This window comes from Burkholderia pyrrocinia, assembly GCF_003330765.1.
In the GTDB taxonomy this organism is placed as follows: domain Bacteria; phylum Pseudomonadota; class Gammaproteobacteria; order Burkholderiales; family Burkholderiaceae; genus Burkholderia; species Burkholderia pyrrocinia_B.
Genome location: NZ_CP024904.1, coordinates 564212 through 587430, shown reverse-complemented (window position 1 = coordinate 587430; position 23219 = coordinate 564212). Strand labels below are relative to the sequence as shown.

The 23219-nt window shown below is 67.1% G+C and carries 20 protein-coding genes and 1 pseudogene; 13 read left to right on the top strand and 8 right to left on the bottom strand.

What is annotated here, in order from left to right:
- The first annotated feature begins 323 nt into the window (after window positions 1-323).
- Together CUJ89_RS35730 and CUJ89_RS35725 are read left to right on the top strand one after the other, a co-directional pair.
- Window positions 324-1043, top strand: coding sequence for a response regulator transcription factor (locus tag CUJ89_RS35730; RefSeq protein ID WP_114182136.1), 720 nt, complete (start codon window positions 324-326; stop codon window positions 1041-1043).
- Window positions 1043-2536, top strand: a complete 1494-nt coding sequence (locus CUJ89_RS35725) for a sensor histidine kinase (RefSeq protein ID WP_114182483.1) — start codon at window positions 1043-1045, stop codon at window positions 2534-2536. Before CUJ89_RS35730 ends, CUJ89_RS35725 begins: the two co-directional genes overlap by 1 nt.
- A gap of 28 nt (window positions 2537-2564) precedes the next feature.
- On the opposite strand, the gene CUJ89_RS35720 is transcribed toward CUJ89_RS35725, so the two are convergent.
- Window positions 2565-3665: an AraC family transcriptional regulator gene (locus CUJ89_RS35720; protein WP_114182135.1), complete on the bottom strand. Its 1101-nt coding sequence runs from the start codon at window positions 3663-3665 to the stop codon at window positions 2565-2567.
- Window positions 3666-3977: 312 nt separating this feature from the next.
- Here CUJ89_RS35720 and CUJ89_RS35715 point away from each other — a divergent pair, with 312 nt between their 5' ends.
- The 6 genes from CUJ89_RS35715 to CUJ89_RS35690 all read left to right on the top strand — a co-directional run bounded on the left by CUJ89_RS35715 (window position 3978) and on the right by CUJ89_RS35690 (window position 12770).
- A complete protein-coding gene (locus tag CUJ89_RS35715) occupies window positions 3978-5612 on the top strand; it encodes an AMP-binding protein (protein ID WP_114182134.1) in 1635 nt (544 codons plus the stop codon).
- Window positions 5612-6769, top strand: coding sequence for an AraC family transcriptional regulator (locus tag CUJ89_RS35710; RefSeq protein WP_201752430.1), 1158 nt, complete (start codon window positions 5612-5614; stop codon window positions 6767-6769). Before CUJ89_RS35715 ends, CUJ89_RS35710 begins: the two co-directional genes overlap by 1 nt.
- Window positions 6770-7140: 371 nt before the next feature.
- Complete coding sequence (locus tag CUJ89_RS35705) at window positions 7141-8931, top strand: acyl-CoA dehydrogenase (RefSeq protein ID WP_114182133.1); 1791 nt, start codon at window positions 7141-7143, stop codon at window positions 8929-8931.
- Window positions 8932-9012: 81 nt separating this feature from the next.
- A complete protein-coding gene (locus tag CUJ89_RS35700; RefSeq protein ID WP_415859067.1) occupies window positions 9013-10641 on the top strand; it encodes an electron transfer flavoprotein-ubiquinone oxidoreductase in 1629 nt (542 codons plus the stop codon).
- 42 nt (window positions 10642-10683) lie between these two features.
- Entirely contained in the window at window positions 10684-11877 is a 1194-nt protein-coding gene (gene bktB, locus CUJ89_RS35695; RefSeq protein WP_114182131.1) for a beta-ketothiolase BktB, read from the top strand.
- 38 nt (window positions 11878-11915) lie between these two features.
- Window positions 11916-12770, top strand: coding sequence for a 3-hydroxybutyryl-CoA dehydrogenase (locus CUJ89_RS35690; protein WP_114182130.1), 855 nt, complete (start codon window positions 11916-11918; stop codon window positions 12768-12770).
- A gap of 62 nt (window positions 12771-12832) precedes the next feature.
- Here the strand turns inward: CUJ89_RS35690 and CUJ89_RS35685 are convergent, their stop codons facing one another.
- Window positions 12833-13498, bottom strand: coding sequence for a TetR/AcrR family transcriptional regulator (locus tag CUJ89_RS35685; RefSeq protein WP_114182129.1), 666 nt, complete (start codon window positions 13496-13498; stop codon window positions 12833-12835).
- Window positions 13499-13591: 93 nt separating this feature from the next.
- Between CUJ89_RS35685 and CUJ89_RS35680 the strand changes: the two genes are divergently transcribed.
- A complete protein-coding gene (locus CUJ89_RS35680) occupies window positions 13592-14416 on the top strand; it encodes an NAD(P)H-binding protein (RefSeq protein WP_114182128.1) in 825 nt (274 codons plus the stop codon).
- A 2-nt stretch (window positions 14417-14418) separates the two neighbouring features.
- Complete coding sequence (locus CUJ89_RS35675) at window positions 14419-14904, top strand: DUF1772 domain-containing protein (RefSeq protein ID WP_114182481.1); 486 nt, start codon at window positions 14419-14421, stop codon at window positions 14902-14904.
- Window positions 14905-14935: 31 nt separating this feature from the next.
- On the opposite strand, the gene CUJ89_RS35670 is transcribed toward CUJ89_RS35675, so the two are convergent.
- Window positions 14936-15802, bottom strand: coding sequence for a DUF2071 domain-containing protein (locus tag CUJ89_RS35670; protein ID WP_114182480.1), 867 nt, complete (start codon window positions 15800-15802; stop codon window positions 14936-14938).
- 194 nt (window positions 15803-15996) lie between these two features.
- On the opposite strand from CUJ89_RS35670, the gene CUJ89_RS35665 reads away from it, so the two are divergent.
- Window positions 15997-16449 (top strand): hypothetical protein, encoded by a 453-nt coding sequence (locus CUJ89_RS35665; RefSeq protein WP_114182127.1) that lies wholly within the window; start codon window positions 15997-15999, stop codon window positions 16447-16449.
- A gap of 151 nt (window positions 16450-16600) precedes the next feature.
- Here the strand turns inward: CUJ89_RS35665 and deoC are convergent, their stop codons facing one another.
- On the bottom strand, window positions 16601-17281 hold the full coding sequence (gene deoC, locus CUJ89_RS35660; RefSeq protein WP_114182126.1) for a deoxyribose-phosphate aldolase: 681 nt from the start codon (window positions 17279-17281) through the stop codon (window positions 16601-16603).
- 146 nt (window positions 17282-17427) lie between these two features.
- Here deoC and deoR point away from each other — a divergent pair, with 146 nt between their 5' ends.
- On the top strand, window positions 17428-18198 hold the full coding sequence (gene deoR / locus CUJ89_RS35655) for a DNA-binding transcriptional repressor DeoR (protein ID WP_114182125.1): 771 nt from the start codon (window positions 17428-17430) through the stop codon (window positions 18196-18198).
- A 30-nt stretch (window positions 18199-18228) separates the two neighbouring features.
- Here the strand turns inward: deoR and CUJ89_RS38995 are convergent.
- The 3 genes and pseudogenes from CUJ89_RS38995 to rbsK all read right to left on the bottom strand — a co-directional run.
- Window positions 18229-18468, bottom strand: a pseudogene (locus CUJ89_RS38995) (DUF4432 domain-containing protein); the annotation flags it as partial.
- A gap of 2 nt (window positions 18469-18470) precedes the next feature.
- Window positions 18471-19844 (bottom strand): L-fucose:H+ symporter permease, encoded by a 1374-nt coding sequence (fucP, locus tag CUJ89_RS35645; RefSeq protein WP_114182124.1) that lies wholly within the window; start codon window positions 19842-19844, stop codon window positions 18471-18473.
- Window positions 19845-19886: 42 nt separating this feature from the next.
- A complete protein-coding gene (rbsK, locus tag CUJ89_RS35640; RefSeq protein WP_114182123.1) occupies window positions 19887-20813 on the bottom strand; it encodes a ribokinase in 927 nt (308 codons plus the stop codon).
- A gap of 296 nt (window positions 20814-21109) precedes the next feature.
- On the opposite strand from rbsK, the gene CUJ89_RS35635 reads away from it, so the two are divergent.
- On the top strand, window positions 21110-21889 hold the full coding sequence (locus CUJ89_RS35635; RefSeq protein WP_114182122.1) for a GNAT family N-acetyltransferase: 780 nt from the start codon (window positions 21110-21112) through the stop codon (window positions 21887-21889).
- Window positions 21890-21919: 30 nt separating this feature from the next.
- Here CUJ89_RS35635 and CUJ89_RS35630 read toward each other — a convergent pair whose 3' ends face one another.
- Entirely contained in the window at window positions 21920-23197 is a 1278-nt protein-coding gene (locus tag CUJ89_RS35630) for an MFS transporter (RefSeq protein ID WP_114182121.1), read from the bottom strand.
- Window positions 23198-23219 lie beyond the last annotated feature (22 nt).

Below are 23219 nucleotides of genomic sequence, written 5' to 3'. Positions count from 1 at the left end.
GCGATGACGATCCCGGTTATCACGCCGGACCGTGGTGTCGCTGCCGTTCAGATGGCGCAAAACCGCGCACACCGAGGCCGTTCCCCAAGATTGAAATGGCCCGAAGAAATCAGGCAGGTCTGCGGCACGGGCACGATTCAAAGTTAAATGAATTGTGATCACTTGCCGCCGCAAAATTTTGCACAATGGCGACAGCGCGGCCTTCCGCCGCGATTCCACCCCGGCCACCGGCCATCCGGACCGGGGCCGGCCCGAACCGGCCACCGATAGCCTATCCACAACCAGTTACCGAGCCCGACGCCGACGTGCCGCCACCCACCGCCATGGACCATTCGAAACGCATCCTGATCGTCGAGGACGACGCCGACATTGCCGACGTACTGAGCCTGCACCTGCGCGACGAGCGCTACGAGGTCGTGCACAGCGCGGACGGCGCGGAAGGGCTGCGCCTGCTGGAACAGGGTGGCTGGGACGCGCTGATCCTCGACCTGATGCTGCCGGGCGTCGACGGCCTCGAAATCTGCCGGCGTGCGCGCGCGATGACGCGCTACACGCCGATCATCATCACGAGCGCGCGCTCGAGCGAGGTGCACCGGATCCTCGGCCTCGAACTGGGCGCCGACGACTACCTGGCGAAGCCGTTCTCGGTGCTCGAACTGGTCGCGCGCGTGAAGGCGCTGCTGCGGCGCGTCGACGCGCTCGCGCGCGATTCGCGGATCGACGCGGGCACGCTCGACATCGCGGGGCTGGCGATCGACCCGATATCGCGCGAGGCGAGCGTCGACGGCGCGCGCATCGACCTGACGCCGCGTGAATTCGACCTGCTGTATTTCTTCGCGCGGCATCCTGGCAAGGTGTTCTCGCGGATGGACCTGCTCAATGCGGTGTGGGGCTACCAGCACGAAGGCTACGAACACACGGTCAACACCCACATCAACCGGCTGCGCGCGAAGATCGAGGCCGATCCGGCCGAGCCCGTGCGAATCCTCACGGTGTGGGGCCGCGGCTACAAGCTCGCCGCGCCGGGCCAGCGGGACGCATGATGAAACTCACGCTCACTCAGCGGCTGTCGCTCGTGTTCTCGATACTGCTGCTCGCGTGTTCCGGCGCGTCGGCGTGGTTGCAGATCCGCGCGAACGACATGCGCGAGAAGGAGGTCGTGCAGGGGCTGTCGCGCGACCTGGCCGCCAACATCGCCAACAGCGCGCCGCTGATGGACGCGAACGGACTGCGCCCGGACGCCGTGCGCACGCTGTTCAGCCAGTTGATGGGCGTGAACCCGAGCGTCGAGGTGTACCTGCTCGACAACGCGGGGCGGATCAAGGGCGACGATGCGCCGCCCGGCCACGTGAAGCGCGACCGCGTCGATCTCGCGCCCGTGCAGCGCTTCATCGCGGGCCAGCCGCTGCCGATCCTCGGCGACGATCCGCGCAGCCCCGACGCGCGCAAGGTGTTCAGCGCCGCGCCGCTGCAGCGTGCGGGGCAGCCGCCGTCGGGCTACATCTACGTGGTGCTGCTCGGCGAGGCGCACGACCGGCTGGCCGCGCGCGTCGACGCCGGCAACGTGCTGCGCACGACGCTGTGGTCGATGGCGGTCGTCGCGCTGCTCGGCCTGCTCGCGGGCCTCACCGCGTTCAGCTTCATCACGCGCCCGTTGCGCCGGCTGACCGACGCGATGCGCCGCTTCGACGCGAACGGCGCGCCCGACACGCAACCGCCGGTGCCGCGCTCGCCGCCGGGCCGGCGCGGCGACGACATCGTGGTGCTCGAATCCGCGTTCGCGCAGATGGCCGACCGGATCGGCGACCAGTGGCGCGCGCTGACGCGCCAGGACCAGCAGCGGCGCGAACTGATCACGAACATCTCGCACGACCTGCGCACGCCGCTCACGTCGCTGCACGGCTATCTGGAGACGCTGTCGCTGAAGGCCGACTCGCTCGCCGAGCCCGAACGGCGGCGCTACCTGTCGATCGCGCTCGCGCAGAGCGCGAAGGTCGGCCGGCTCGCGCAGGCGCTGTTCGAGCTCGCGCGGCTCGAATCGGGCAGCGTGCAGGCCGAACGCGAGCCGTTCTCGCTCGTCGATCTCATACAGGACGTGTTCCAGAAATTCGAGCTGGCCGCGCAGGCGCGCGGCGTCGCGCTGCATGCGCGGATCCCGCCGCGCGTGCCGGTCGTGTCGGCCGATCTCGGAATGATCGAGCGCGTGCTGACCAACCTGCTCGACAACGCGTTGCGGCACACGCCTTCGCACGGCGAGGTCGAGGTCGCGCTCGAGCCGCAGGGAGACCGCGTGCTCGTGACCGTGTCGGATACCGGGGAAGGGATTCCGGCGGCGCGGCGCGCAGGGCTGTTCCAGCGGCCGCAGCGGCCGATGAGCGGCGGCAGGGCGACGAGCGGCGGGCTCGGCCTGCTGATCGTGCACCGGATGCTGGTGCTCAACGGCAGCGGCATCCGGCTCGTCGACCGGGCCGGGCGCGGCGCGGTGTTCGAGTTTGCGCTGGCAGTCGCGCAACCGGCAATGGGCGACCCGCGCTGAAGTCCGTCAATGGCGTTCGGGCCCGCGCTCACCCGCCACGCTTGCGCCGCACGTCGCTCGGCGTCGTGCCGGTCCAGCGCTTGAACGCGTGGCGGAATCCGACCGCATCGCTGAAGCCGAGCGTCTGCGCGATGTCCTCGGTGCTGAGCGTGGTCGTGCTGAGGTAGTCGATCGCGAGCGCCTTGCGCACGCTCGTCAGCAGTTCGCTGTACGACGTTCCTTCGGCTTCGAGCTTGCGGCGCAGCGTGCGCGACGTCATGCACAGGCTCTCCGCGATCGCGTCGATGTCCGGAAACTGCCCGGGCGTGCGTGTGAGTTCCTGGTATACGCGCCGCGTGACGCCGGCGTGGCTGCGCAATTCGTCGAGCAGGCGCGCGCAGTGCGACGATACCTGCGCGGCGGTGATCGGATTCGCGAGCTGCGGTGCGCGGGTGAGCCATGCGGCCGGATAGCTGAGCACATGATGCGGCTGGTCGAATGCGATCGGGCATTCGAGCGCATCGGCCAACCGCGCCGCGTGCGCCGGCTGCGGCTGCGCGAACTGCGCGCGCGCCGGCACGCACCACGCACCCATCACGTCCTTGATGATCGTCACGTGCAGAGCGAACTGCATGTCGATCAGGAAGCGGTACAGCGGTTCGTCGAGATCGGGCAGCGCGACTTCGTGCCGATCGGGCAACAGCCACGACGCGGTATCGCCCTGTTGGACCCAGCGGATCGCGAGCATGCCGTTCGCGAGCCGGTGATATTTGACGGCCGAATCGAACGCGTGCGCGAGCGATTCCGAGCACAGCATCGCGTAGCCGTACATCCCGTAGCTCGACGCATGCAGCAGGTGGCCGACGCGCACGCCGAGATCGGAGCCGTCGTACCGGCTGATCGCATTGCGTGCGGCCGTCAGGAACTGCAGTGGCGACGTGAGCGTGAACGGGTCCGCGACGGTAGCCCGCGTGAGGCCGGTGCCGTCGAGCACCGTGGCCGGATCGAGGCCGGCTTGCGCCGCCACGTCGATCAGCACGGCCAGCTTGGCCGGCGAGAAGCGCTGCTCGCGCAACGCGTGGGCGGGTGTGGCGTCCGGCAGGCGGGCTGCGCGGGCGGCCGTCGGGTTCAAGAGCGCACTGCGCGGCATGACGGGATCCTGCGTCCGATTCGATATCGTTCCGGGCTCGCGATTTTGCGCCGGAACGCACGGGCGCGCCACAGGGTTCACCCTGATGCGGGCCATCGAGGGGGGCGGATTGACCGGCTGCCGGGCGACTGCCTGTCCGTTTCGATCATCTTTTCGGCCGGCCGGATCATTTGCAAAGCGCGCTGCGCGGGCGATAGTCACCGGTCAGGCGACGGCCCGCGCCCCCGAGGCGTGCAGGCCGCCGTGTGAGCGGCGCGATGCCGGCCCGGGGCGGGTCCCGGCCGCCTGCGCGCCGTCCATCAGGAGCGAGACATGACGAACAGACACTGGACCGGGTCGTACGGCTCGATCCCCGCCGAGATCGACCCCGATCGCTATCCTTCCGTCAGCGCGTTGCTGGACGACGCGATGCGCCGTTTCGCCGACCGTCCGGCGTTCCACGCGTTCGGCCGCACGCTCACCTACGCCGACGTCGACCGCCTGTCGACCGCGCTGGCCGCGTATCTGCAGCAAGTCGTCGGCGTCCGCAAGGGCGATCGCGTGGCCGTGATGCTGCCCAACGTGCTCGCGTTTCCGGTCACGTTCGTCGCCGTCGCGAAGATCGGCGCGATCCAGGTCAACGTGAACCCGCACTACACGGCGCGCGAGCTCGAGCATCAGCTCAACGACGCGGGCGTCGAGGTGGCCGTCGTGTGCGGCGGGTCGATGGGCACGTTCGCCGACGTGGTCGGCGGCACGCGCGTGCGCACCGTGCTGAGCGTGGGGCGCGGCGATCTCGGCGTCGTCGACGCGCCGGCCGGCGCATGCGATGCGCTGCCGCCCGGTTCGATCGCGCTCGCGGACGCGCTCGCCGCGGGCGAATCGCTCGCGTGCGAGCCGGCTGCGCTGGGCGGCGCGGACCTGCTGCTGCTGCAGTACACCGGCGGCACGACCGGATTGTCGAAGGGCGCGGCGCTGTCGCATCGCAACCTCGTCGCGAACATCGAACAGTTCGCGGCGATCGTGCAGGACGCGCGGGAGCCGGGCGAGGAAGTCGTCGTCACGGCGATCCCGCTGTACCACATCTTCGCGCTGACGGTGAACTTCCTGTCCTACTTCGCGATCGGCGCGCAGAACTGGCTCGTCGCGAACCCGCGCGACATGGACGCGTTCATCGACGTACTGAAGGCCGCGCGGCCGACCGTGTTCGTCGGCGTGAACACGCTGTACGCGGGGCTCGCCGGCCATCCGCGCCTGAAGGAAGTCGACTGGTCGCGGCTGAAGCTGTCGGCCGGCGGCGGCACGGCGGTGATCGACGTGATCTCGTCGCGCTGGAAGGCCGTGACGGGCAATTTCATCCGCGAGGGTTACGGGCTGTCGGAAACGTCGCCGGTCGTGTCGTTCAACCCGCAGTCCATCGACGCGTTCACGGGCACCACGGGCCTGCCGTTGCCGTCGACCGACGTGAAGCTGCTCGACGACCAGGATCGCGAGGCGGCGATCGGCGAGCCGGGCGAGATCTGCGTGAAGGGGCCCCAGGTGATGACCGGCTACTGGCAGAAACCGGAAGCGAACGCGGCCGCGTTCACCGCGGACGGCTATTTCCGCACCGGCGACGTCGGCGTGTTCGACGAGGCCGGCTTCCTGCGGATCGTCGACCGCAAGAAGGACATGATCATCGTGTCGGGTTTCAACGTGTACCCGAACGAGGTGGAAGCCGTCGCGACCGCGCTGCCGGGTGTCGCCGAATGCGCGTGCATCGGCGTGCCGGACGCGCGCACGGGCGAGGCCGTCAAGCTGTTCGTGGTGCTGGCGCCGGATGCCGACGTGACGGAGGCGCAACTCGTCGCGCATTGCCGCGCGAGCCTCGCGGCCTACAAGGTGCCGAGGCTCGTCCGCTTCGTCGACCGGCTGCCGAAGTCGACCGTCGGCAAGATCCTGCGCCGGGAACTCAGCCGCACCGACTGATGGCGCCGGGCCGCGCTGCCGCGGCAGCGCGGCCCGGCGCGCCGAAGGCCCCGAAGGTTCCGCGGAGGCCGCTCAAGTACAATGCGAGCGGTTCGATCGACGGGGACGCGATGACCGGCTCAGATTCACTTTCCGCCCGGCCCGGGCGTGCGCTGCCGTCGCCGAGCGCGACGGTGCCGATCTCGCTCGTCAACGGCTTCCTCGCGAGCGCGGGCGCGCAGCGCGACGTGGTCGAACGCTATCTGCGCGGAGCCGGCATTCCGGTCGAGCTGCTCGGCGAACCGCATGCGCGCGTGACGGAGGAGCAGTTCTCGACGCTGTACCGCACGCTCGCGATCGACCTCGACGACGAGATGCCCGGCATCTTCTCGCGCCCGCTGCGTGGCGGTACGCTGAAGTACCTGTGCCTGAGCCTGCTCGATGCGCGCAACCTCGAAACGACGCTCCACCGCTTCGGGCAATTCTTCCATATCCTGCTCGACGACTTCTTCGTCGAATCGAAGCGCGACGGCCTCGTCGCGCAGGTGCTGCTGCGCCCGAACGCGGTCATCGGCCCGATCGGTGCGCTCGGCCAGGAACTGATGCTCAAGCTCGTGCACGGCGTGTGTTCGTGGTTGATCGGGCAGAAGATCCCGTTGCTGCACATCGAGTTGGCGTGCCCGCGGCCGCGCCATGCGGTCGACCACCTGTACTTCTTCTCGGGGTCCGTGCAGTTCGACTGCGAGCGCACGCTGATGCGCTTCAGCGCGGACTACCTCGACGCGCCGATCCGGCAGAGCAAGCGCAACCTGGGCAAGTTTCTCGCGCGCGCGCCCGGCGACTGGATCTTCGAATCGTTCAGCGAACAGCTCGTGTGCCATCGCGTGCGGCAGTACCTGTCGGCGGCGTTGCCCGACCTGCCCGCGATCGACCAGGCGGCCGAGCACCTGCATTGCTCGGTGCGCACGCTGAGCCGCCATCTGGCCGCCGAAGGGACGACGTTCCAGGTGCTCAAGGACGAACTGCGGCGCGACATCGCGATCCAGCGCCTGACCGATACGCCCGACACGATCGCGGCGATCGGCGCCGATATCGGCTTCGACGATCCGAGCGCGTTCCATCGCGCGTTCCGGCACTGGACGGGGAGCACGCCGGGGACGTATCGGCGGCGCGCGTAGTGCGCTTTTTTCAAACCGGTTCCCATAACCGGCTTCCTTCGTTTGTTCCCATGGCCGGCTCCCATAGACGATTCCCATAACCGGCTCCCGTTGTCGGCATCCGCTGCCGGCGCGCTCGGCCACACCGTCCGGCACACCGCTTGCTCGCCGATTCACCAAAACCGGCTCCGGCCAAACCCCTATCCAGCCGGCCGTTTCCGGCAGTGCCCGTGCATTCCGTGGCCGATTTTGTCACCAGGTGGGCCGAATATGACAATGGGAATCCGCCATCGCGGCATTACGATGGGTCACGTCGTCGCCTGGGTCTGGCCGGTTTTGCCGTATCGAGCCCTGTTGCGCACCTCATTCACCGCCTGATTGGAACATCGACCATGAGCTATAACGCCCCCGTCAAGGACATGCTGTTCGTGCTGAAGGAACTCGCGGACATCGACGCCGTCGCGCAGTTGCCGGGCTTCGAGGATGCGGGTTACGACACGGCGCAGGCCGTGCTCGACGAGTCCGCTAAATTCTGCGGCGAGGTGCTGGCGCCGCTGAACGTCGAAGGCGACCGCAACCCGAGCACCTGGAAGGACGGTGTCGTGACGGCGACGCCGGGCTTCGCGGAAGCGTTCCGCCAGTTCGTCGAAGGCGGCTGGCAGGGGCTGCAGCATCCGGTCGAGTACGACGGACAGGGGCTGCCGAAGCTGATCGCGACGCCGTGCATCGAGATGCTGAACGCGTCGAACCTGTCGTTCGCGTTGTGTCCGCTGTTGACCGACGGCGCGATCGAGGCGCTGCTGACGGCCGGCACCGACGAGCAGAAGCAGCGCTACGTGCCGAAGCTGATCTCGGGCGAATGGACCGGCACGATGAACCTGACCGAGCCGCAGGCGGGCTCCGATCTGGCGCTGGTGCGCTCGCGCGCCGAGCCGCAGGGCGACGGCACGTACAAGGTGTTCGGCACGAAGATCTTCATCACGTGGGGCGAGCACGACATGGCGGACAACATCGTCCACCTGGTGCTGGCGCGCACGCCGAACGCGCCGGAAGGCGTGAAGGGCATCTCGCTGTTCATCGTGCCGAAGTTCATGGTCAACGAAGACGGCTCGCCGGGCGCGCGCAACGACGTGCACTGCGTGTCGATCGAGCACAAGCTCGGGATCAAGGCGAGCCCGACGGCGGTGCTGCAATACGGCGACCACGGCGGCGCGATCGGCTACCTGATCGGCGAGGAGAACCGCGGCCTCGAATACATGTTCATCATGATGAACGCGGCGCGCTTCGGGGTCGGGATGCAGGGGATCGGCGTGGCCGACCGTGCGTACCAGAAGGCGGCGGAATTCGCGAAGGAACGCGTGCAGAGCCGCCCGGTGGACGGGTCGGCGAAGCAGTCGGTGACGATCATCCATCACCCGGACGTGCGCCGGATGCTCGGCACGATGCGCGCGCTGACCGAAGGCGCACGGGCGCTGGCGTACGTGGCAGCCGCGCACAGCGACATTGCCCACCGCCATTCGGACGAGGCGACGCGGGCCCGTCATCAGGCAATCTACGAGTATCTGGTGCCGGTGGTGAAGGGCTGGAGCACGGAGATGGTGAACGACGTGGCGAGCCTGGGCGTGCAGGTGCACGGCGGGATGGGCTTCATCGAGGAGACGGGCGCGGCGCAGTACTACCGCGATGCGCGGATCCTGGCGATCTACGAAGGGACGACGGCGATCCAGGCGAACGACCTGGTGGGTCGCAAGACGATGCGCGACGGCGGCGCGGTGGCGAAGGCGCTGATCGCGGAGATCGGCGAGACGGTGGCGGCGCTGGGCCGGCTGGACGGCGCGGCGGCCGCATCGATGAAGGCGCAGCTGGAGCAGGGCGCGCGAGCGCTGTCGGCGGTGGTGGATTACGTGGTGGCGAACGTGAAGCAGGACCCGAACGCGGTGTTCGCGGGCAGCGTGCCGTACCTGAAGCTGGCGGGCGTGGTGCTGTGCGGATGGCAGATGGCGCGCGCGCTGGTGGCGGCGCAGGCGAAGCGCGCGAGCGACCCGGCGTTCTTCGACGCGAAGATCGCGATCGCGCAATGCTACGCTGAGCACATTCTGGTGCAGGCAGGCGGGCTCGAAGCGTCGATCGTCGGCACGAAGGGCAACGAGAGCGTGCTCGCGTTGACGGAAGACCAGTTCTGATCGATTGACGGTCGGGGCGCAGGAGGAGACAGGATTTTGACCACACAGGACTTGCTCGCGCAATATGGCCCGCGCGAATCGATGGAATACGACGTCGTGATCGTCGGCGGCGGCCCCGCCGGGCTGTCGGCGGCGATCCGGCTCAAGCAGCTGGCCGCCGAGAAAGGCGCCGAGATCGGCGTGTGCGTGCTCGAGAAGGGTTCCGAGATCGGCGCGCACATCCTGTCGGGTGCGGTGATGGACCCGCGCGCGATCACCGAACTGTTCCCCGACTGGAAGGAACAGGGCGCGCCGCTCACCGTCGAGGTGAGCGAAGACCGCTTCCTGTTCCTGTCCGAGAAGAGCGCGGTAACGACGCCGAACTGGGCGCTGCCCGAGAACTTCAAGAACCACGGCAACTACGTGATCTCGCTGGGCAACGTCACGCGCTGGCTCGGCACGCAGGCCGAGGCGCTGGGCGTCGAGATCTTCCCGGGCTTCCCGGCCGCCGAGATCCTGTACCACGACGACGGCTCGGTCAAAGGCGTCGCGACCGGCAACATGGGCGTGGGCAAGGACGGCGAGCCGACCGAGAACTTCCAGCTCGGCATGGAACTGCACGCGAAGTACACGCTGTTCGCCGAAGGCTGCCGCGGCCACCTCGGCCGCCAGCTGATCGCGAAGTTCAAGCTCGACGCGAACGCGGATCCGCAGGCGTACGGGATCGGCATCAAGGAACTGTGGGAAATCGATCCCGCGAAGCACAAGCCGGGCCTCGTGATCCACACGGCCGGCTGGCCGCTGAAGTCGGATACCTACGGCGGCTCGTTCCTGTATCACATGGACAACAACCAGGTGGTGGTCGGCTTCGTGGTGGGCCTCGGCTACACGAACCCGTACCTGTCGCCGTTCGAGGAGTTCCAGCGCTACAAGACGCACCCGTCGATCCGCGCGTTCCTGGAAGGCGGCAAGCGCGTGTCGTACGGCGCGCGCGCGATCACCGCGGGCGGGCTGCTGTCGCTGCCGAAGACGGTGTTCCCGGGCGGCGCGCTGATCGGCGACGACGCGGGCTTCCTGAACGCCTCGCGGATCAAGGGCAGCCACGCGGCGATCAAGACCGGCATGCTGGCGGCCGACGCCGCGTTCGACGCGGTGCAGGCCGGCCGCCAGTCGGATGAGCTCAACGCGTATCCGGACGCTTTCAAGCAGTCGTGGCTGTACACGGAACTGTACCGCGCGCGCAACTTCAAGCAGTGGATGGCCAAGGGGCTGTACCTGGGCACGCTGATGGTCGGGCTCGAGCAGAAGGTGATGGGCGGCAACGTGCCGTGGACGCTGCATCACCAGCACGCGGACCACGAGATGCTGAAGCCGGCATCGCAGTGCGAGCCGATCGCGTATCCGAAGCCGGACGGCAAGCTGACGTTCGACCGGCTGTCGTCGGTGTTCGTCTCGAACACGAACCATGAGGAGAACCAGCCCGCGCACCTGACGCTGAAGGATGCGAGCGTGCCGGTGAACGTGAACCTGCGCACGTACGCGGGGCCGGAGGGGCGGTTCTGCCCGGCGGCGGTGTACGAGTTCGTGAAGAACGACGACGGCAGCGATCGGCTGGTGATCAACGCGCAGAACTGCGTGCACTGCAAGACCTGCGATATCAAGGACCCGACGCAGAACATCGTGTGGGTCACGCCCGAAGGCAGCGGCGGGCCGAATTACCCGAACATGTAACGCATCAACGCGCATGCGTGCGCGAACGAACCGGAGCAGACGATGAGCAATGCAGCGAAAGAAGTCGTGGTGGTGAGCGGTGTCCGTACCGCGATCGGTGATTTCGGCGGCAGCCTGAAGGATTTCTCGCCGACCGACCTCGGTGCGAAGGTCGTGCGCGAAGTGCTGTCGCGCGCGAACGTGCCGGGCGACGCGGTCGGGCATGTCGTGTTCGGCCACGTCGTGAACACCGAGCCGAAGGACATGTATCTCGCGCGCGTCGCGGCGATCGACGGCGGCGTCGCGCAGCACGCGCCGGCGCTGACCGTGAACCGCCTGTGCGGCTCGGGCCTGCAGGCGATCGTGTCGGCCGCGCAGACGATCATGCTCGGCGATGCCGATGTCGCGATCGGCGGCGGGTCGGAGAACATGAGCCGCGCGCCGTACACCGTGCCGGCCGCGCGCTTCGGCCAGCGCATGGGGGACGGCAAGCTCGTCGACATGATGCTCGGCGCGCTGCACGACCCGTTCCAGACGATCCACATGGGCGTGACGGCCGAGAACGTTGCACGCAAGTACGGCATCTCGCGCGATGCGCAGGATGCGCTCGCACTCGAATCGCATCGTCGCGCGGCGCGCGCGATCGCGGAAGGGCGCTTCAAGGATCAGATCCTGCCGATCTCGATCCGCACGAAGAAGGGCGAGGTTGCGTTCGACACCGACGAGCACGTGCGCCTCGACGCGAGCCTGGATGATTTCACGAAGCTGCGCCCGGTGTTTGCGAAGGAGAACGGCACCGTGACGGCCGGCAATGCATCGGGCATCAACGATGCGGCCGCGGCGGTGCTGATGATGAGCGCGGACGCTGCGCGCGCGCAGGGCGTGAAGCCGCTCGCGCGTCTCGTCGCGTATGCGCACGCGGGCGTCGATCCGGCGTACATGGGCATCGGCCCCGTGCCGGCCACGCAAAAGGCGCTCGAACGCGCGGGCCTGACGATCGCCGACCTCGACGTGATCGAGGCGAACGAGGCGTTCGCCGCGCAGGCCTGCGCGGTCACGCAGGAACTCGGCCTCGATCCCGCGAAGGTCAACCCGAACGGGTCGGGCATCTCGCTCGGTCACCCGATCGGCGCGACCGGCGCATTGATCACGGTCAAGGCGCTGTACGAACTGAAGCGCATCGGCGGGCGTTACGCGCTCGTGACGATGTGTATCGGCGGCGGTCAGGGAATTGCTGCCATCTTCGAGAACATCTGATAATCGAACGCTCAGCACCCGAACACACAGGAATCTTCATGGCCATCGAAATTGTCGGCGTCGTGGGCGCCGGAACCATGGGTAACGGCATTGCACAAACCGCCGCCGTTGCGGGACTCAACGTCGTGATGATCGACGTCAGCGACGCTGCGCTCGACAAGGGCATCGCGACGCTGAAGGGCAGCCTCGAGCGGCTCGTGTCGAAGGACAAGCTCGACGCGGCCGCACGCGATGCGGCGCTGGCGCGCATCACGACGTCGACCGACTACGCGAAGCTCGCGTCGGCCGACATCGTGATCGAAGCCGCGACCGAGAATGTCGAGCTGAAGGGGCGCATCCTGAAACAGATCGAGGCCGTTGCGCGGCCCGACGCGATCATCGCGACCAACACGTCGTCGATCTCGATCACCGCGCTCGCGGCGCCGCTCGCCGATCCGGCGCGCTTCGTCGGCATGCACTTCTTCAACCCGGTGCCGCTGATGCCGCTGGTCGAGATCATCCGCGGGCTGCAGACGAGCGACGCGACGGCGTCGGCCGTGCGCGCGCTGACCGAGCGTTTCGACAAGTCGCCGATCGGCGTGCGCAATGCGCCGGGCTTCGTCGTGAACCGGATCCTCGTGCCGATGATCAACGAGGCGTTCTTCGTACTGGCCGAAGGCATCGCGTCGGCCGAGGAGATCGACGCGGGGATGAAGCTCGGCGCGAACCACCCGATCGGGCCGCTCGCGCTGGCCGACCTTGTCGGCCTCGACGTGTGCCTCGCGGTGATGGACGTGTTCGTGAAGGACTTCGGCGATCCGAAGTATCGTGCGTGCCCGCTGCTGCGCGAGATGGTGTCGGCAGGGCGGCTCGGGCGGAAAACGGGGCGTGGGGTGTACGACTACAGCCAGTAAGCGGCAAGCCATGCCACTTCGCGCGGCCGCCTTCGGGCGGCCGCGTGCATTGAGCGGCACGACTACGCGTCAAGCACCGCCAGATCCCGAGGCAGCGCGCGCTTGAACATCGCAAGGATCTGCCGCGCCGCCTTCGGCGGCAGCGTGATCGCATGGCGCACGGCGGCCGCGATCTGGATCATCATCAGCTCGGCGAACGCGCGCCGTTGCGCGCGTGTCGTGTCGGGCGCCACCTCTCCCAACGCATCCGCGAACAGCCCGGCGAGAAACTCGCCGTCCGCCCGGTCGAGTTCCTGCAGCGCGCGGTCGGCCTGTGTGGCCCGCCAGATGTCGCGCATCAACGGTTCGTCGACGAACATCCGGTAGTAGCTGTCCGTGATGCGGACGAGCGTGCCGTGCAGGTCGTCGAGCGTCTTCATCGCGGCGAGGTCGCGCCGCACGCAGTCGTGCCCGGCTTCGTTGTAGCGCTCCGCGAGCGTGCCGATCACGGCTGCCTTGTCCGGAAAGTACTGATACAGCGAACCGAACGAGATGCCCGTGCGTTCGACAATGTCGCTCATCCGGAACGCGTCGCAGCCTTTCTCGATCATCACTTCCGACGCGCACGCGAGGATGCGCTCGAACCGCTCGCGGCTGCGCTGCTGCGTCGGCACGAGCCGCGCGCGCGCCGGCGCGTCCGCTGCCGCTGCTTCGGGCTCGTCGTTCTGCCCCGATTTCTGTCGACCCATGCCGCCTCCGGAAAACTTGACGTTGCTAATGCGAGAGTCTATCGTGTTTTTGAAACATGAGAAATTCTCGTATTTGAACCAAAGGAGACGCACATGTCGGCACTTCCCATCCTTATCGTCGGCGGTTCGGGCAAGACGGGCGCCCGCGTCGATGCACGGCTGCGCGCACGCGATATCGCGACCCGGCCCGTGTCGCGTACGTCGGCCGTCCGCTTCGACTGGACGGCGCCCGCGACCTGGCCCGCCGCGCTCGACGGCGTGTCGGCCGCGTACGTGACCTACCAGCCCGACCTGTCCGTCGAAGGGGCGGTGGAAGCGATCGCCGCATTCGCTCGGCTCGCGCGCAAAAGCGGCGTCGAGCGCGTGGTGCTGCTGTCCGGGCGTGGCGAGCCCGGCGCGCAGGCTGCCGAAGCCGCGCTGCAGGCGTCGGGCGTGGGCTGGGGTGTGGTGCGCGCAAGCTGGTTCAACCAGAATTTCTCCGAGGGCTACCTGCTCGACGGCGTGCTGGCCGGCGAGGTCGCGCTGCCGGCCGGCGCGGTGCGCGAGCCGTTCGTCGATACGGACGACATCGCGGACGTGGCCGTGGCCGCGCTCACCGATGCGCGGTTCGCGAACCGCGTGATCGAGGTCACAGGCCCGCGTGCGCTGACGTTCGCCGAAGCCGTCGGCGAGATCGCACGGGCCGCCGGCCGGCCGATCGTTTATCGCGAGATTCCGCCCGATGCGTTCGTCGCGGGGCTGCGCGAGGTGGGCGTGCCGGAGCCGGTCGTCGAGCTGCTCGACGAATTGTTCGGCGTGGTGCTCGATGGGCGTAACAGTGCGGTGACGCAGGGCGTCGAGGCTGTGCTCGGGCGACCGGCGCGCGATTTCGCCGACTATGCGCGCGCGGCGGCGGCAACCGGCGTGTGGAGCGTGTGACCATGATCGCGTTCGTGACTTCCGCACTGCTGTGGGGTTCGGCCATCGGCTGCGGGCTGATGGCCGGCGTGTACTTCGCGTTCTCGACCTTCGTGATGACGTCGCTCGCGCGGATCGCGCCGAATGCCGGCGTGGCCGCGATGAACGCGATCAACGTCGACATCGTGCGTTCGCCGTTCATGCCGCTGTTCCTCGGCACGACGTTGATGGCGCTTGCGCTGGTCGTGATCGCGCTGTTCGATCGCAACCAGCCGGGGGCGATGGCGGCGGTCGCGGGCGGTGTGCTCTACGTGTTCGGCATGTTCGCAGTGACGATGGCCGTCAACGTGCCGCTCAACGATGCGCTCGCCGCGGCCGATCCGGCGACCGCGCACGGCGCGGCGCTGTGGACGCGCTACGTGTACGACTGGACGATGTGGAATCATGTGCGCACGGTGGCGTCGGTAGCCGCGTGCGTGTTTTTTATCGCGGGGATTGCGACGCGGTAGCGCCGTACGTCATGACGCCGTGCGCGAGGCGCTACAGCAGCTGCTCGGACAGCACGCGGAACGCGACGTCGGGCACGACGAAGCACATCGGTTCGCCAGTGGCGCCGATGCGTGCGAGGAAGTCGCCGCCTCCCGCGGGGCCGACCGTCTTCAGCGGCCGGACCGCGTCGACGTCGATCGGCAGGTCGATCGACGCGTACGCAAGACGGTCGCAGTCTTCGACATGCGCGATTGCCGCGTGCTGCAGCGACACGGATGCGACGGCATCGCGCCAGTCCTTGAAGAACGGCGCGAACGCGTCGGGCAGCGTTCGATCGCCCGACGCTTGCGCCGTGCAGCGGAAGTCCGGCGCGCTGCCGCCGCCGCCCGCCAGCAGCGTGTCGTAGCGTCCGTCGCGCACCGCATGCGTGAAGCGCTGCGCGAGATGCGACGGCAGCGCGTCGCTGAAGAGCCGACTGCCGAGCGCATAGAGCGGGTGGTCGAACACGTTCTTCACGAACAGCACCGTGCGGTCAGCCGGCATCCCGCCTGGCAGCCCATCGACGTAGAGCCGCCAGTTGCTCTGCAGCGGCGACGGAAACAGGCGCCGCAGCGGGCCGGCGAGACGTGGGCCGAAGTGCCGGTGCGCGTAGGTGAGCGTCGTGAACAGCGTGCGGCCGTCGCGGCTCGCGAGCGTGACGCCGCTCGGCACCAGGTGCGCGACGGCCGCCACATCGACGACCCACGTGCAATACACGACGTTTTCGACGTCGCTCGCGAGCTGCAGGAACGGCAGCCGCGACAGCAGCGCGCGGCGTGCGCGCAGCAGCGGGCGGCTCGCGACGATCCGGTTGGCGGCACGGCCGGCGAGGCCGGCGGACGGGTGGACGAAGGCGTTGTCGTAGCGCATGGGCGGCATTGTGCCGGGGTTGCGCCGCGGGCGGAAGAGGCGGCGCAGCGGCGACCCGCCGAGCCGGGCGCGAATGCGCGCGGTTGCGGTCGCACCGATCGCGCGTAGAATCTCCGTCGCCATGCTTTGTGCTTCGGCATCGAAGGGCCGCGCATCACGAGACGAATTCAACGACACATATTCTTTCACGCCGGGAGGCGAACATGAATGATCTGGCGCAGCAATCCGAGCCCGAGCTGATCGTGCGCGGCAGCCGTTTTGCGTTGCCGGTGCTGGTGTTCGCGCTGGTCGCGATCGGCGGCGGTTTCGTCTGGGCCGTCAACTCGGATCCGTTTTTCAGCTTCACGTCGTTCATCATGCCGTTCATCGGGGCGCTGGGCGGCCTCGCGTACATGTTCGTGATGACGCGTGCCGTGTTCTTCGACGACACCTTCAAGGTGCAACGAATCTCCGTCCCGTATCGCGATGTCGTCGAAGTGAAGCGCGGCACGTTCTCGCTGATCGTGTTTTATCGTGTCGCGACAAGGTCGGGCGGAAGCAAGGTGCGCAAGGTCAGGCTGCCTTTTGCCGAAATGCGCATCGACGATCGGAAAAAATGCCTCGAGATCCTGCGCAGGCACGCGCCTGGCGCGTTCAAGTCGGATATCGCCGCGTAAACTGCGCGCGACGCGACGCGACGCGACGCGACGGGTCCGGCTATCGCGCGTCGAACCTGCGAACGCATCACGAGGTGCAGCGGCTGGCGCTTGCCGCGACCCGGCAGCAGGCAGGTGCCGACGAAGCTGTTGAGCAGGCCGGCTCGTATCGTCAATACCCCGAGTCGCCGCCCCCCTGATCGGTGACGATCGCCACGCCCGAACTCGTGCCGAGCCGGGTCGCGCCGGCTTCGAGCATCGCGAGCGCGGCCGCGCGGTCGCGCACGCCGCCGGACGCCTTCACGCCGAGTTCGGGGCCGACCGTGCGGCGCATCAGCGCGACATCCGCGAGCGTCGCGCCGCCGTGGCCGAACCCCGTCGAGGTCTTCACGAACGCGACGCCGAGATCGCGGCACATCTCGCACACGCGCACCTTCTCGTCGTCGGTCAGCAGCCCCGTTTCGAGGATCACCTTGAGCGGCACCGCGCCGCACGCGTGGTGCACGGCTGCGATGTCGGCCTTCACGTCGTCGGTGCGTCCGCTCTTCAGCGCGCCGATGTTGATCACCATGTCGATCTCGCCGGCGCCCGCCGAGATCGCGGCCGACGCCTCGAATGCCTTCGCGGCCGACAGTGCCGCGCCGAGCGGAAAGCCGACCACCGCGCAGACGAGCACGCCGGTGCCGGCCAGCTCGCGCGCGGCGAGCGGCACGTTCGCCGAATTCACGCAGACCGAGTAAAAGCGATGCCCGGCCGCCTCGCGGCAGAGTTCGCGGATCTGCGCGTCGTTCGCGTCGGGCGCGAGCAGCGTGTGATCGATGGTTTGGGCGAGTTGGGCGTTGGAAAGCGGCATGTTTCAGGACTCCACGGATCGTGTGCGGGAAAGGCACACGGAAAGTTGATGTTTTCACATCGGTTTGTTACAAATACGACATTCCGGCCGGGCCCGCGCGCCCGGCACGACAAGCATCGGGTGCGACGGGCAGGCAGGATACTGGCATGGAAACGAAGAAGGGCGAACGGATCAAGACACTGATGAACGTGCTGCAAGGGCAGAACGCGATTCATCTGAGGGAAGTCGCCGAGCTGTTCGGCGTGTCCGAAATGACGATCCGCCGCGATCTCGCGGACAACCCGCACGGCCTCAGCCTGATCGGCGGCTACGTGACGCGCCACTTCGCCGCGCAGCGCAGCGACATCGGCGAGTACCTGATCAGCGCCGAGAACAACCGGCAGACCGAGGAAAAGCGCCGCATCGGCAAGCTTGCCGCGCAGTTCGTGACGACCGGCGACACGATCTTCGTCGACTGCGGCTCGACCACGCCGTTCATCGTCGACTTCATTCCGGACGACCTCGAATTCACGGCAGTCTGCAATTCGCTGAACGTGTTCGCGAAGCTGCAGCAGAAGCCGCACTGCAGCGTGATCCTGTGCGGCGGCGCGTATCACCGCAAGAACATGGTGTTCGAGTCGGTGGCCGAGACGGGCATCCTCGACACGGTGCGTGTGTCGAAGGCGTTCATCTCGGCGGCCGGCGTGAGCGACCGCTGCGGCGTCACGTGCTTCAACTTCCACGAAGTCGATGCGAAGAAGAAGGTGATGGAACGCGCGCAGAACCGCTTCCTGCTCGTCGACCATACGAAGTTCGACGAAGTGCGCGCGGCCTATTTCGCCGAACTGACCGACTTCAACTACGTGATCTCGGACGGGCAACTGAGCCGCCGGTACGAAACGACGATCCGCGAACACGGGATCGCGCTCGTGACCTGACGCAACGCGGCCGCGCATCGCGTTACGCATCGCGCGCTTCGGCTGCCGGAACATGTGCTTCATCGTCAGGTCGCGGCCGTCGAACGCGGCGGCCCAGATCATCTGGCCGAGATACGGCAGCACGACGAGGTGGCCGCGGCGGTTCTCGAGCTTCAGCGCCTCGACGCCGGACGGATACGCGAACGCGGTGACGGTGAGGCCGTCGGTGCGGTACAGCGTGCGCGGCGTGTCGCGGAAGTCGTCGCGCCGCAGTTCGATCTCGCCTCGCATGGTCACGCGCCCGACGTGTTGCGCGTCGCGGCGTAGCGCGCGGGGGCGTTGCCGTCGGCCGTCGCGTCGGGCGTCGCGGCCGGCAGGTGGCGCAGGCAGTAGAAACCGTAGTAGACGATCACGACGAAGCACGCGAGCGGCACGACGAACGCGAGCTGCATGTTGCCGCCCGTGTGGTCGGAGATCAGCCCCTGGATCAGCGGCACGACCGCGCCGCCGACGATGCTCATCACGAGGATCGAGCCGCCGTATTCGGTGTCCTTGCCGAGGCCGTCGATCGTGAGGCCGTAGATCGTCGGCCAGCACGGGCCGAGGAATACGCTCACGCACACCGCGGCATAGACGGCCGTGATGTTGTGCACGCTGATCGTGTACGCGAGCAGCGCGATGCACAGGATGCCGTAGACGATCAGCACCTTGGCCGGGCCGACGCGCTTCATCACGAGCGTCGCGACCAGCTTGCCGACAAAGAACGCGAAGAACGTCGCGAGCAGGTAGCGCGATGCGCCGCGCTCGGTGAGGCCGCCGATCTGCATCGCGAGCCGGATCGTGAAGCTCCACACGCCGACCTGCGCGCCGACATACAGGAACTGCGCGGCGACACCCGCGACGAAGCGCCGGTTGCCGAACAGGCGCGCGAGCGTGCCGCGCGCGTCGATCCGGTGCGTGGCCGCGCCCGGCCCGTTGCCCTTGCAGGCCGGATAGGGCGTGAGCGCGAACACGATGAACACGGCGATGAGCACGACGATCAGCCACTTGTACGGCTCGAGCGTGGCCTGGATCATCGCGAGCTGGTGCACGTGCGCGTCGGCGGCCGACATCGCCGCGAGCTGCGCATGCGACGCATCGCCTTCCTTGAAGATCAGGAAGCTGCCCATGTAGACGCCGGCCATCGCGCCGAACGGATAGAACGTCTGCGAGATGTTCAGCCGCCGCGTGCTGGTGTCGCGCGGGCCCATCAGCGTCGAATACGAGTTCGACGCCGTCTCGAGGAAAGACAGGCCGGCGGCGATCACGAACAGCGCGACGAGGAACATCCCGTACTTCGCCATCGACGCGGCCGGGAAGAACAGCAGGCAACCGGTCGTATAGAGCAGCAGGCCGACGAGGATCGTCGTCTTGTAGCTGAACTTCTTCACGACGGTCGCGGCGGGAATCGCGAGGAAGAAGTAGCCGAGATAGAACGCGGACTGCACGAACGCCGATTCGAAATCGGACAGGAAGAACGATTTCTTGAACTGTGCGATCAGCACGTCGTTCAGGTTCGCGGCCGTGCCCCACAGCGCGAACAGGCAGCACAGCAGCGTGAATGCAAAAAGCGGCGTGCGGTTCAGGTAATAGCCGTCGGGTGTGTGTTCGATTCTGGCTCGGCTCATGGGTGTCTCCTTCCCAATTGTCTCGTCGATGGACGGCGCCGGTCAGAGGCCGGCGTCGCGGAGGAAGCGTTCGAATGTCGCGGCGTCGGCGTATGACTTCTGCGTGCCGAGGCCCGTGACCGAATGCGCGGCGTACGCGGATGCGTAACGCATCGCATCGACCGCGTCGTGCGACGCGGCGTAGCAGCGCGCGAAGCAGCCGATATACGCGTCGCCGGCGCCGGTCGTGTCGCGCGCGTCGACTGGCACGCCCGGCACGTGCCGCGCACCGTCGCGCGACACGAGCAGCGAACCCTTGTCGCCGAGCGTGACGAGCACGTGCTTCAGGCCGCGCGCGACCAGCGCTTCGGCGGCGCGTGTCGCGGTGTCGCGCGAATCGACGGGCATGCCCGACACGATCGCGAGCTCGGTTTCGTTCGGCACGAAGAATTCGACGGAGCGGATCCGCTCGAAATCGAGATCGGCCACCGCGGGCGCGGGGTTCAGCAGCACGGGGATGCCGTGTTGCGCGCCGAACGCGATCGCGTGATAGACGGTGTCGAGCTCGATCTCGAGCTGCAGCACGATTAGCGCGCATTCGACGAGCTTCGGCGCGGCCGCGTCGATGTCGGCCGGCTTCAGGTGGCGGTTCGCGCCCTTGACGATCAGGATGCTGTTGCTCGAATCGGGTTCGACGAAGATCGGCGCGACGCCGCTCGGCACGCCGGCGACCTTGCGCACGTGCGTGGTGTCGATTCCTTCGCGCTCGAAGTTGCGGATCGTGTTGTCGGCGAACACGTCGTCGCCGACCTTCGTCACCATCACGACGTGCGCGCCGAGGCGCGCGGCCGCGACGGCCTGGTTCGCGCCCTTGCCGCCGCAGCCGAGCTCGAAGTTCGGCGCTTCGAGTGTTTCGCCCCGGGCGGGCATGCGCGCGACATAGGTCACGAGGTCGACCATGTTGCTGCCGATGACGGCGATTGTCTCCATCTGCGTCTCTTCCTTGGAATGGGGTGCCGCATGCGTGGTCGGCAGGCGGCCTGCAACGAATGGTAATAAAATCACATTAAATGTGAAAATACAACCGCTGCGTGTTATGTGGGTCACTGTGTGGGATGCCGGCGCGACATCGCGATCCGGCGGCTCATCGGCACGCCCGACACGATCGGGGCGGGACGGCGCGTGGCCGGCGAGTTCCCGCTGGTGTCATTTCACCGCAGCGCGGAATGAATCGGTGACTCGGGTGTTGTCGATAGAACAGCTACTGAATTTATTCCGGGAACGAAATGAGCGCATTGACCGAACTGCTGGATGCTTCTGTCGCCGCGTGGCACGAGTCGATCGACGCGTTTTGTCGCTTGCAGGACGTCGGCTCCGTGGAGCGCGGCGTGCATGGAACAAAGTCGATCTACAGTGGCGCGCCCGTGTCCGTACTGAACGCGGTCATCAGCATGACGCGCGAGCCCGATGTCGAGGAGATGAGGGCCTTTTCCGAATCGTTTGGCGATTGCGAATTGCCGTGGAGCATTCAGACACGCGATGCGAGCGCGCAAGCTGCGGACATTCGACGGATCGCAGCCGAATACGGCCTGACGCAATGTGTCGTGTTGCCGTTCATGACGAAGCGGCTGGACCGCGCTGAAGCACCGGCGAGCAGCGATGAGCGGGTGGTCGTGCGGTGTGTAACGGCAGCGGACAGCGAAAGGTACAACGGCACGCTTGCCGCGGGCTATGACGCACCGGAGGGCGTGTTTCGACGACTGAGCGCGCCAGCGGTTCTGGAGGCTGACGGCATGATGGGCTTTTTAGTGGAATTCGCCGGCATGCCGGTCGCGACATCGTTTGGCGTCGTGCGAAACGGTCAGGTAGGCGTATTCAATGTGTCGACGCTACCCGCATATCGGCGGCGAGGTTACGCGCGGGCCGCGACTCAGGCGGTATTGGATGCGGCGTTCGCGAAAGGCGCTCATACCGCGTTTCTGCATTGCACGCCGGCGGGACGCAACGTGTACGAGTCGATGGGCTTTACCACTGGCGAGGAATGGCAGGTATACGTCGGTTGCTGACAGACATTGCTTTCATTTCATCGCCGCCATTCAAAGCGATCTGGCTTTCGTCTCCGGCAACAGGAGAACCGCCAACAGCACCACCCCATAGGCCGCGCCTGAAAAGATCGCGATGGCCAGCGCCAGGCCGAGCGAGTGACTCAACATTCCGACGAGGCTCGGGAACAGTGCGCCGATTCCGCGACCGAAGTTATAGGTAAAGCTCTGTGCATTTGCGCGGAAATTCGACGGATACAATTCTGTCAGGTATGCGCCGACCCCGCTGAAGATGCCGCATGAAGAAAAGCCCAGCGGAAAGCCAAGCCACAGCATCTGCGCGTTGGAAAGCGGAAGCGTCAGGTACAGACACACCGACACGAGGGACAGTGCGGAAAACAGCATGAAGTTGCGTCGGCGCCCCCAAAAGTCGGAAAGGTACGCGCCGACGACATATCCGCAAAACGACCCCACGATGATCACGAACAGATAAGCGCTTGTGTCGAGCACGGAGAGGTGTCGCTCGATCTTGAGGAAGGCCGGCAGCCAGGTGGACATCGCATAGAAGCCACCCTGAATGCCGGTGCACAGCAGCGCGGCCAGGACCGTGTGTCGCACCTGCGAACGCGAGAAGATGGCCCACACCGACGGCTGGCTCGCGCCTTGTTTCCTGGCTGCGTCCGCCTGCACGAACACGTCGGGTTCCGGCACGTGCCTTCGCACATACAGCACGAGCAATGCGGGCAGGATCCCGACCCAGAAAAGGCTGCGCCAGGCCAGCGACTCGGGTAGAACGGAAAATGCAATGCTGTAGAGGATCGCCGCGGCCCCCCAACCGATGGCCCATCCGCTCTGCACCATTCCGACTACCTTGCCGCGATGCGCCGGCGCGACGATCTCGCCGATCAACACCGCGCCTACGGCCCATTCGCCGCCGAAGCCGAGCCCTTGCAGCGCGCGAAGGGCGAAGATCTGCTCGAAATTCTGCGCGAATCCGATCGCCAGCGTGCAGACCGAGAACCACAGGATGGTCCCTTGCAGTACCTTGACCCGTCCGTATCGATCCGCGAGGATGCCGGCAATCCAGCCGCCAACTGACGAGAAAATCAGCGTCACGGTGCTTAGCAGGCCTGCCTTGCCGCGATCGAGGCCCCAGAGGTCGATCAGCGAAGCCAGAACGAAGCTGAACACCATGAAATCGAATGCATCGGTTGCCCAGCCAGCGAACGACGCCTTGAACGCCCGCTTTCCCGCAGGATCGAGTTCTCCGTACCAGGACGGGCGGGATACGGCAGGTAGCGAGACTTGCTCGACATTTCGTGTTGACGTCATCGTGTTATCCGCGGGTGGAAAC

Bases quoted from the DNA above. Each gene is read 5' to 3' on its own strand.
- CUJ89_RS35730 (WP_114182136.1), top strand. From the start codon at position 324: ATGGACCATTCGAAACGCATCCTGATCGTCGAGGACGACGCCGACATT.
- CUJ89_RS35725 (WP_114182483.1), top strand. From the start codon at position 1,043: ATGAAACTCACGCTCACTCAGCGGCTGTCGCTCGTGTTCTCGATACTG.
- CUJ89_RS35720 (WP_114182135.1), bottom strand. From the start codon at position 3,665: ATGCCGCGCAGTGCGCTCTTGAACCCGACGGCCGCCCGCGCAGCCCGC.
- CUJ89_RS35715 (WP_114182134.1), top strand. From the start codon at position 3,978: ATGACGAACAGACACTGGACCGGGTCGTACGGCTCGATCCCCGCCGAG.
- CUJ89_RS35710 (WP_201752430.1), top strand. From the start codon at position 5,612: ATGGCGCCGGGCCGCGCTGCCGCGGCAGCGCGGCCCGGCGCGCCGAAG.
- CUJ89_RS35705 (WP_114182133.1), top strand. From the start codon at position 7,141: ATGAGCTATAACGCCCCCGTCAAGGACATGCTGTTCGTGCTGAAGGAA.
- CUJ89_RS35700 (WP_415859067.1), top strand. From the start codon at position 9,013: ATGGAATACGACGTCGTGATCGTCGGCGGCGGCCCCGCCGGGCTGTCG.
- bktB (WP_114182131.1), top strand. From the start codon at position 10,684: ATGAGCAATGCAGCGAAAGAAGTCGTGGTGGTGAGCGGTGTCCGTACC.
- CUJ89_RS35690 (WP_114182130.1), top strand. From the start codon at position 11,916: ATGGCCATCGAAATTGTCGGCGTCGTGGGCGCCGGAACCATGGGTAAC.
- CUJ89_RS35685 (WP_114182129.1), bottom strand. From the start codon at position 13,498: ATGGGTCGACAGAAATCGGGGCAGAACGACGAGCCCGAAGCAGCGGCA.
- CUJ89_RS35680 (WP_114182128.1), top strand. From the start codon at position 13,592: ATGTCGGCACTTCCCATCCTTATCGTCGGCGGTTCGGGCAAGACGGGC.
- CUJ89_RS35675 (WP_114182481.1), top strand. From the start codon at position 14,419: ATGATCGCGTTCGTGACTTCCGCACTGCTGTGGGGTTCGGCCATCGGC.
- CUJ89_RS35670 (WP_114182480.1), bottom strand. From the start codon at position 15,802: ATGCCGCCCATGCGCTACGACAACGCCTTCGTCCACCCGTCCGCCGGC.
- CUJ89_RS35665 (WP_114182127.1), top strand. From the start codon at position 15,997: ATGAATGATCTGGCGCAGCAATCCGAGCCCGAGCTGATCGTGCGCGGC.
- deoC (WP_114182126.1), bottom strand. From the start codon at position 17,281: ATGCCGCTTTCCAACGCCCAACTCGCCCAAACCATCGATCACACGCTG.
- deoR (WP_114182125.1), top strand. From the start codon at position 17,428: ATGGAAACGAAGAAGGGCGAACGGATCAAGACACTGATGAACGTGCTG.
- fucP (WP_114182124.1), bottom strand. From the start codon at position 19,844: ATGAGCCGAGCCAGAATCGAACACACACCCGACGGCTATTACCTGAAC.
- rbsK (WP_114182123.1), bottom strand. From the start codon at position 20,813: ATGGAGACAATCGCCGTCATCGGCAGCAACATGGTCGACCTCGTGACC.
- CUJ89_RS35635 (WP_114182122.1), top strand. From the start codon at position 21,110: ATGAGCGCATTGACCGAACTGCTGGATGCTTCTGTCGCCGCGTGGCAC.
- CUJ89_RS35630 (WP_114182121.1), bottom strand. From the start codon at position 23,197: ATGACGTCAACACGAAATGTCGAGCAAGTCTCGCTACCTGCCGTATCC.